Here is a 9,589-nt window from a genome sequence, read left to right on the forward strand (position 1 = left end):
TTCCAGCAGTTCCTCGAAGGAAACCATGCGGGTACCGGTTCCATAATCATTCCCGGATGAGTTCGTGGCGATCACCTGCATTCCGAATGCCCGTGCCCTCTCGGCGACGGCCTGTCCCGTCAGACCAAAACCGAACAGGCCCAGCGTCAATGAACTGACGCGACGAGGCACAGGGGCAGCAGAGAGGTCATAAATTCCCTGTTTCGTCTGCTGGTTCAGAAACGCGATGTTTCTCAAACTGGCCAGCATCAGACCAATGGCATGGTCGGCTACTTCGGGAATACAGTAATCGGGAACATTCGTCACCGGGATCTTCAGCGACGTCGCATACGCCACGTCAATGTTATCCAATCCGATTCCCAGCCGGGCGATTGTTTTGCAGTCGGGGGCCGCATCAATTACAGCCTGTGTCACCTGGGCCCAGCAGGTGGCAATGGCATCGACACCCGAGGCACATTCCACCAGCGTTGCTTCATCCGCTTCGGGGGGCGCTTCAATTACTTCCGCATCAACTCGTGCCAGTTCCTGTTTTTCAACTTCGCAGTCAGGCCAGGCACGATCTGTTATTAACACACGATATTTCGCAGACACAATTCACTTCCTTTTCATTGTGAGAACGCTTCGAGAATTCTGTACTTTCAGCATCTTAATTTTGAGTGATGTTTACAAGTCCAGCTTTCGGCAATTCTGCAGGGAACTTCTGATTACCGGATCTCAAGAGTCAGATTGATCACAGCGGGATCAGTTCTGTCACACAAGGCTGCTTCAGTGACTCCCTTTGCTGCAGATAATTGTCGAACTAAACTGATACTGTAAAACTACTTATTAAAAACTGGAGATTTATCACTCGAAACGGCGCTGCTTTTGCGTCTTATAAAGAGAGAGCTTGACACTTTTGAGCTGAAGTGACATGATTCAGACGTAGTTCAGTCTATTCAAAGGTTTTTCATGTATTTATATCTGACCGTTTTTTTGACGCTGGTTTCGATGCTGTCCCACACCATGCTGGGATGTGGCTGGCACCATGCGCACGACTGTCAGGCGGGAGAACATGATACCTGTCAGCCGGTGAATCTCTGCCATCATAAAACCGATCACGCGGAACAGGGGCACCAGCATTCTCATTCTGCTGCTGCAAAGAAATGTGCAGAGCAGTCACCTCAACAGGAGCCGATTCCTCAAGATTCGGATCCCTGTCAGGAAGGTCGCTGTTCCTACCTGCTTGCGACATCAGTGAAAGTACATGAAGAATCTCCCCAGCTCATCAGTCTGATGCCACTCTGGGACGATTTATTCTCTGCCCGGGAAAAACAGTACGTCGATCGTATGCCGCTTTTCAGTACCGCTGCGGTCTTTCTCTCGCCGGGCGTGCGCGCGCAGTCTTTGACCACAGTGTGGTTGATCTAAAGACGCTTCGATTCTGTGCTTGTTTTCCGATTCTGCGCTGAGTTCCGGATTTTGTTTTCCGCGAGCCTTTATTTTCGCAAGTCGGATCCCTCACGAATTCCCTTGTACACACTTCGGGCAATGTCTGCGCACTCCCGATACGAGGCTGTGATGAATCATTCAATACTGCAACAAAACTGGAAAATGTTACTGACAATCGTGGTCCTTGTGATTGCAGGTTTGCTGCTCTGGGGGACTCAGCAACAGTGGATGCCTGCGCTGAAAGGTGTTGCAAATAGCAGCAGCCAGAAACAGTCTGATCAGAAAGCATCTGCTGCTGAATCAGAAGAGGAACATCACGATCACGACCATGCCGGGCATGATGAGACCAGTTCGCTGGAACTATCTCCCCAGGCGCGGAAAAACATCGGCCTGACCGCTGACAAAGTGGTGCCCGTCAAACTGAAATCGTTTACCCGTACCATTACCATTCCCGCCATGGTCGTCGAACGTCCCGGAAAAACCCGAATCAGAGTCGTGGCCCCCATGACGGGCATTGTCACGAATGTCAATGTCACCGGGGGCGAAGCAGTTCAGCCTGGTCGGGCCCTGTTCAAAATCCGCTTGACTCATGAAGATCTGGTGCAGGCACAAACCGCCTATCTGAAAACACTGGGTGAGCTTGATGTGGAGCTGAAAGAAATTGCCCGGATTCAGGAAATCACAGATCAGGGGGTCATCGCGGGTAAGGTGCTGCTGGAACGGGAATACGCCAAAGAAAAGCTGGAAGCCATTCTGAAGGCCCAGCGTGAAGCACTCCTGTTGCATGGCTTTACAGATACACAAGTCGATCAAATTAAACAGACGCGGCGTCTGATTAAAGAGCATCTGGTCTATGCTCCTCTGGTACATGATCAGTCTGGAGAAGTATCAGCCCCCGATATGTCCATTCAACGGATTTCTGCCCCGGCACCGAAAACGCTTGATGAGGGAGATACTTCTCAACGCTCACTGCTGGTGGTGCAGTCATTAGATGTGAATAAAGGGGATTTCGTACAGGCCGGAGACACACTCTGCGTCTTGGCGGATTACAGTGACCTGTATATCAAAGGTCAGGCTTTTGAACAGGAAGCTGACGAAATCACGCGCTGCCTCGAAAATGAGTGGCCCGTCGAAGCGATTCAGGAAGAAAATAACGAAACCAAAAAGCTGATCAAGGATCTGAAAATCGACTACCTCGATAATCAGATTGAGACCGATGCCAGAACATTTTCCGTGTTTGTGAATTTACCCAATCGGATTGAACACGACACGTATCGACAGGATGGTGACCGGTATATCACCTGGCGGTTCAAAACCGGACAGAGGATGCAACTGCTGATTCCGGTAGAGACCTGGCAGAAACAGATCGTGCTGCCCGTCGAAGCGGTGGCCAGTGAAGGGGCAGAACAGTTTGTCTTCCAGGAAAATGGAGATCACTTTGATCGACGTCCCGTACACGTGCTGTATCAGGATCAACTCTGGGCAGTGATCGAAAATGATGGCTCGATCTTTCCTGGCGACAAGATTGCCCTGGCAGGCGCGCATCAACTGCAGATGGCTTTGAAAAACAAGGCCGGTGGCGGAGTCGACCCGCATGCCGGACACAATCACTGATTGTTTTCAAGCCTCGCTCGTTAATGTCTTGTCTGCTCGCTGTCGCAACACGGAAACACAATCATGTTAAACGCCATCATTCGTTTCGCTCTTAAACAACGTCATCTCACGCTCGCGTTCTCGCTGTTCCTGATTGGTTTCGGGACCTGGCAGGCGTTGAATATGGGCATTGACGTATTTCCTAACCTCAACCGCCCCCGGGTGGTGGTCATGACCGAAGCGCCCGGCATGGCGCCGGAAGAAGTGGAATCGCTGATTACCTTCCCACTGGAAACGACCTTGAACGGTGCCACCGGTGTGCAGGCAGTCCGCAGTTCTTCGGGGGTTGGCATTTCGATCATTTATGTCGAATTCGAGTGGGGCACCGATATCTATAACGATCGACAGGTCGTCAACGAACGACTGCAACTGGTTACCGAGCAGTTGCCCGACGGCATCAAACCTCAGCTGGCCCCGATTTCTTCGATCATGGGGCAGATCATGATGCTCGGCATGTGGAGTGAAGGAGGGAAGACCTCTCCCCTCGAAGTCCGCACGCTGGCGGACTGGGTTGTTCGCCAGCGGCTGCTGACCATTCCAGGCGTCTCACAGGTTTTCACGATGGGGGGCGGGCGCAAACAGTTTCAGGTACTGGTGGACCCACAGGCGCTGTTGAAGTATGGAATCACATTACATCAAGTCCGACTGGCTACTGAGCAGAGTAATGAAAATGCCACAGGCGGATATCTGGACGAGCAGGGGCCAAATGAATTTCTGGTGCGCGCGTTAGGCAGGATTCAGACACTGGAAGACCTTGAGAAGGTAGTCGTGGCAACCCGCAACGGACGCCCGGTGATTCTCTCGCAGATTGCCAAAGTGATCGAAGGCCCTCAGGTCAAGCGTGGAGACAGCTCTGCCTATGTCAAACAGGATGATGGCACGTTTGCTGGCGGGGATGCCGTCGTTCTGACTGTCAATAAACAGCCCAACGCTGATACCAGGCGCGTGTCCAATGATGTGATCCAGGCACTAAAAGATCTTGAGCCTTCGCTCCCCAAAGACATTCGCATTCAACCGGAACTCTACTCGCAGAAATCATTCATTGACCGCTCGATTGAGAATGTAATCGATGCCCTGGTGGATGGCGGCATTCTGGTCGTCATCATTCTGTTTCTGTTCCTGATGAATTTTCGTACGACATTTATCACGCTGACCGCGATTCCTCTCTCGATCGCCATTACCGCTATCATTTTTGCGATCTTTGGTCTGTCCATTAATACGATGACTTTAGGGGGGCTCGCAGTTGCGATTGGCGAACTGGTGGATGATGCCATCGTTGATGTGGAAAACATCTTCCGCCGTCTGCAGGAGAACCGCTATGCGGAACAGCCGAAACACACGCTGCTGGTCGTATTCCAGGCGAGTTGCGAAATTCGAAATTCGATTGTGTTCGGCACGGCGATCGTGGTACTGGTCTTTCTGCCTCTGTTTGCCTTGTCGGGCATGGAAGGTCGTCTGTTTGCACCGCTGGGTGTGGCATATATTGTTTCGATTCTGTCATCACTCCTGGTTTCTCTGACACTGACTCCGGTATTATCTTACTGGCTGCTGGGGAAAAAATTCGGGTCTCCCGTCGATCCTGAGAAAAGAGCATCATCAGAGAAACAGGGCCACCAGGATGGCCCGCTTCTGCGGTTTCTGAAATGGGTCGCCGGCTATGCCATCAGTTTCAGTATCCGACTGGCAAAACCAATGTTGATCGCAGGCGCTGCCGGGGTGATCATTGCTGGATTGCTTCTGATGCAACTGGAACGCGATTTTTTACCCCCGTTTAATGAAGGAGTGGCCCAGCTGAATGTGGTATTACCGCCGGGAACGTCCTTGCGTAAATCCAATGAGATTTCAGAAACCGTGATGGACCGGCTGAAGAACATCAAAGGCGTCGAGGCTTTTTCACGCAGAACCGGACGGGCCGAACTGGACGAACATGCGGAGGGAGTCAATATTTCGGAGTTCATCATTTCGTTTGATCCCGAATCGGGTCGCAGCCGCGAACAGGTGCTCGAGGATATCCGCACATCGATGGAGGCGATTCCGGGCATAGTCATTTCAGTGGAACAACCTTTAGCGCACCTGATTTCCCATATGATCTCCGGTGTGAAGGCCCAGGTGGGAATTAAGATTTATGGCGAAAGTCTCACCGTTCTGCGTAATACTGCCAAAAAGATGGAAACAGCGATGAATAGCGTGCCCGGCGTTACGGATGTGCTGGTCGAACCCCAGGTCGAAATTCCCCAGCTGCAGATCAAGTTGAACCGGGATAAGTTAAAATTGTATGGCTTAACGCCCGCCTATGTGAACGAGTATGTCGAAACGGCAATGAACGGAATCGTGGTGTCTCAGGTCCTGCAGGGGCAGCGTACTTTTGACCTGCTGATTCGCATGGATGAAAAGTATCGTGAGGATCTGCAGGCGCTGAAACGGTTGTCGATTGATCTGCCCGGTGGCGGCACAACACCACTTTCTTCGGTCGCAGATATCTCTGCTTCATCAGGACCGAACACCATTAATCGGGAAAAGGTGCAGAAACGGATTATCGTACAGTGTAATGTCTCGGGGCGGGGTCTGGTCGATGTGGTGAATGATATCCAGGCGAAACAGAGACCGATTGTCGAAGCACTGCCCGCGGGTTACTTCGTGGAATACAGTGGTCAGTTCGAGAGTCAGCAGTCGGCATCGCAGATGATATCTGCCTTGTTTCTGGTTTCGATGTTTGGGGTTTTCCTGGTCCTGTTCACGATGTTTCGTTCCGCGAACTTTTCATTGCAGGTGATGGCCGCTCTGCCGATGGCTTTTATCGGTTCGGTGATCGCATTGGTCGTGACCGGGCAGACACTGACCATTGCCGCAATGGTTGGTTTCATCTCTCTGGGAGGCATTGCTTCTCGAAATGGAATTCTACTGTTGAACCACTATCTGCATCTGGTGAAATACGAGGGAGAAGGCTGGACCCGGGAAATGATCATCAGGGCCGGCCAGGAACGGCTTGCTCCGGTATTGATGACGGCGCTGACTTCCGGGATCGGGCTGGTCCCACTGGCGATGTCACAGGGTGAAGCGGGGAAAGAAATTCTGTATCCCGTTGCCACAGTGATTATCGGCGGACTGTTGAGCAGTACGATTCTGGAATTCTTCGTTCGTCCCGCTTTGTTCTGGAGCTGCGGTCGCAACGCCGGCGCGAGGATCATGGCAGCCACGAATGCAGATATACCACTGATTGAAGAGCGGGAAGAGGAAACGACTCCTGTCGTGTGAACGGGAGAAATTGAAAACGTAAACGTAATTGAAACGAGATGCTTGTAACAGTATGTCTCTGAATTATTGAAAAGGATTGAGAAAATGAAGACTGGATTTGTGAATTATTTATCGGTAACACTTTGTGTATTGGGATTAACCCTGGTCGGTTGCGATTCGGGGACAGAACAGGGAACCAAATCATTTGACGAAGCGGCTCCGGAAGATGTGACCATGCAGGAACACGATCACCCCAGCGAAGGCCCGCATCATGGTTCTTTAATTGAACTGGGCAAAGAAGCCTATCACGGGGAACTGGTTCACGATGAAAAAAGTGGCGCGATCACTATTTATATTCTTGATGGTGCTGCCAGGGCGGGTGTGCCCATTGCTGCAGAAAGTGTGCTGATTAATGTCAAGCACGATGGTAAAGGTCAGCAGTTTACCCTGGCTGCAATCCCGGACCAGAGAGATCCGGAGGGGAAATCTTCCAAGTTTGCTACCCAGGATAAAGCCCTGGGAGAACTGCTTCACGAGGAAGGCACGACGGCCCGACTGGTGCTGGAGATCGACGGGAAATCGTTTAGTGGAGAGATCGACGCCCACGATCACGACCATGATCACGGTCATGATGAGAAGCATGCTCACTAAACTGGATCCCCTTTTACTGTAGCATCTCCCAGGCCTTCTGGACTACCAATAACAGTATGAGAGATGCCATGGTTAAGGACGATGCGATCTAAAGCAGATACTGCGAAATCCACAAGTGAAGAAACGCCGTTCTCTGTTTCGGAGACGGCGTTTCTCGTTTTTTCCTTAATCGTCCCGGTGGGATCTGTCCCGCCTGTTCATGTTGTAGTCTGCAAGCACGATCAGGTCTGTTTGGACTTACTGGAAGCTGCAAATTGTCAACCGCTACCATTGTCAGCCTTGGATTTTTAAGCCGCGGTATCAATAAACTTAATACTAAGTATGACTCATTCTGTTAGACAGAGCAGGCGATTGCATGTTATACTGCCGATATAAAGAAACAGGATACAGATTCGCGTTCCGTCCAGACTGTAATCAGGGACATCCATCAGGCTATCAAATGAAACAACACTCGAACAGACGGCAAGAAAGCCAGCGCGCGACAGGAGCATCCCGGCGCGAGTTCATGCGAATTGGCTTGGGGGGCTTCAGCAGTCTCACTCTGCCCGGTTTATATCAACTGCAGGCCGCTGCCGCATCACAGGATAAGGCAACCGCCAAACCGAAAAAAGAGCGGACGGCAGTAATCCTGGTCTGGTGCCGTGGCGGTGTCAGCCATCTGGATACTTACGACCCCAAACCGGATGTCGCTTCTGATTATCGAGGCCCTTTTTCGCCAATCGCGACAAAAACAGAAGGGCTGCTGCTTAGCGAACTGCTTCCCCGTCACGCACAGATCTCGGATAAATTCACGGTCCTGCGTTCGATCACGCATACCGGCGGGGGCCATCCGGCTGGTTCTCTGCAGGTACTGGGAGGCGATCCGGATCGGATTGATAAACGCAAACCCACTCTGCCCGATTTCATGTCGGTTGCCAATTTTTTACGTCGTGATACGCATAATGACTTACCCAATTATGTAGGTATCAATGCCATCACGAATTATGACAGCTTTCAGATTGCCGGCCCGACTTACCTCGGACCAGGCGCCGGCCCTTTTCAGATCAACGGGGATCCCAGTTCACCTGATTTTAAAGTTCCCAATATCGGCTTAACCGATGCCAGGCAGACAGAGCGTCTGGCGCAGCGGATTTCACTGCGTCAGCAGTTCGACCAGTACCGTCGTGATCTGGATCTTGAAGGCGCCATGGAAGCCATGGATCAGTTCGAAGCCCAGGCGACCAACCTGTTGACCAGTAAACGGGCGGCAGACGCCTTCGATTTGACAGCCGAGCCACAACACATTCGTGAGCGATACGGCATGCATCAATGGGGCCAGCAGTGTCTGATGGCGCGGCGGCTGGTGGAAGCGGGGGTGGAAATTATCACCACCGAACTTTCCGGTAAACTGTGTGGCCGAGTGAGTAACTGGGACGATCACGCCGTCAATCATCATGTGTTTGACGCCATCAAGTACCGGATGCCGTTTTACGATCAGGCGGTCACAGCGTTGATTGAAGACATCTACCAGCGGGGACTGGATAAACGGGTCCTGGTGGTTGTCGCAGGTGAATTTGGTCGTACGCCTCGAATTTCCTACGCACAAAGTACCGGGGGGGGCATCGGCAGTGGCAGTGCAGGGACGACCCAGCCGGGCCGCGATCACTGGCCGAACGCGAATTCAATGCTGTTTGCAGGGGGAAATATTCAGACCGGTCAGATTATCGGAGCCACTGATGCTAAAGGGGAAGGTCCCATTGAACGCGCCGTTGGTCCCCATGATTTTCTGGCGACCATCTATTCGCATCTGGGCATTGATTACGCAAATACGTTTTTACCCGATTTTTCAGGTCGTCCCACACCCATCGTCATGCACGGGAATGCCATTCCCGAACTGGCGGGCCGCGCCTGAGTTCGCTGCCTGACTCAGATCAAAATGTAAACATCAATGCCTCTCAGCGGTCATGCTGAGAGGCATTTTTTGATCAGGGTTTGCCCGAGATCGCATACAGTCGATCAAAAGAACGCAGATAGATCACTCCGTCACTGATCGCAGGTGTGGAATAAAACGTGCCTGGCAGCTGATTTTCTGCAATTACTTCTCCACTCGCCGCATCAACGACGGTACACAGGCCTTCAATACTCAGGAAGTAAACCTTTCCATCACCGCCAACCAGTGATGAAAAATACTGGCCCTGCATCCGTTTCTTCCAGACCGGTTCCCCTTTTTTGAGATCCAGGCAGGTGGCAACGCCGTTCTGGCTGATCATATATAGTTTGTTCTCCAGTACCAGGGGTGTTGAAGAATCGGGAGTTGCGACATCAAATTTCCAGAGCAGACCCGACTGGGTGATATCTCCGGATTTTCCATTCTGAAAGGCTTTGATATAACCCAGACCACCGCCACCCGGATTTCCGGTGGTCGCGATAACAGTGCCGGTATCGGCGACAGGAGCTGCGATGATGCGGCCAAAGGCACTGGGAATATCCAGGCCTCCCGCGATCCAGAGCTGTTTCCCTGTCTGGGGATCATAGGCATTGATATGGTCCGACCCCGAAACCAGTAATTCCGTTCGATCACCATTTTGAAAAATCGTGGGAGTCGAATAGGCGTCGGCCCCATCTTTCTCAGAAGGGAGCTTTC

At 51.8% G+C, this 9,589-nt stretch carries 7 protein-coding genes; 5 read left to right on the forward strand and 2 right to left on the reverse strand.

Annotated elements, in window-relative coordinates; genetic code table 11:
* Positions 1-591 (reverse strand): NAD(P)-dependent oxidoreductase (locus tag AACZ40_RS26100; RefSeq protein WP_339676474.1); only part of this gene is annotated, 591 nt, incomplete at its 3' end.
* Positions 592-948: 357 nt separating this feature from the next.
* Here AACZ40_RS26100 and AACZ40_RS26105 point away from each other — a divergent pair.
* The 5 genes from AACZ40_RS26105 to AACZ40_RS26125 all read left to right on the forward strand — a co-directional run bounded on the left by AACZ40_RS26105 (position 949) and on the right by AACZ40_RS26125 (position 8,857).
* Positions 949-1,407 carry a hypothetical protein gene (locus AACZ40_RS26105; protein WP_291179803.1) on the forward strand — a complete coding sequence of 153 codons (459 nt, stop codon included), beginning with the start codon at positions 949-951 and terminating at the stop codon, positions 1,405-1,407.
* 150 nt (positions 1,408-1,557) lie between these two features.
* The gene (locus tag AACZ40_RS26110; protein ID WP_339676476.1) at positions 1,558-3,042 is read left to right on the forward strand and encodes an efflux RND transporter periplasmic adaptor subunit; all 1,485 of its coding nucleotides are present in this window, start codon (positions 1,558-1,560) and stop codon (positions 3,040-3,042) included.
* A 63-nt stretch (positions 3,043-3,105) separates the two neighbouring features.
* A complete protein-coding gene (locus tag AACZ40_RS26115) occupies positions 3,106-6,336 on the forward strand; it encodes an efflux RND transporter permease subunit (protein ID WP_291179797.1) in 3,231 nt (1,076 codons plus the stop codon).
* Positions 6,337-6,420: 84 nt separating this feature from the next.
* The gene (locus AACZ40_RS26120; protein ID WP_339676479.1) at positions 6,421-6,966 is read left to right on the forward strand and encodes a hypothetical protein; all 546 of its coding nucleotides are present in this window, start codon (positions 6,421-6,423) and stop codon (positions 6,964-6,966) included.
* Positions 6,967-7,405: 439 nt separating this feature from the next.
* The gene (locus tag AACZ40_RS26125; RefSeq protein WP_291179791.1) at positions 7,406-8,857 is read left to right on the forward strand and encodes a DUF1501 domain-containing protein; all 1,452 of its coding nucleotides are present in this window, start codon (positions 7,406-7,408) and stop codon (positions 8,855-8,857) included.
* A 73-nt stretch (positions 8,858-8,930) separates the two neighbouring features.
* Here AACZ40_RS26125 and AACZ40_RS26130 read toward each other — a convergent pair.
* On the reverse strand, positions 8,931-9,589 hold a 659-nt coding region (locus AACZ40_RS26130), incomplete at its 5' end, for a PQQ-binding-like beta-propeller repeat protein (RefSeq protein WP_339676482.1).

It is taken from the genome of uncultured Gimesia sp. (genome assembly GCF_963972345.1).
Classification (GTDB): domain Bacteria; phylum Planctomycetota; class Planctomycetia; order Planctomycetales; family Planctomycetaceae; genus Gimesia.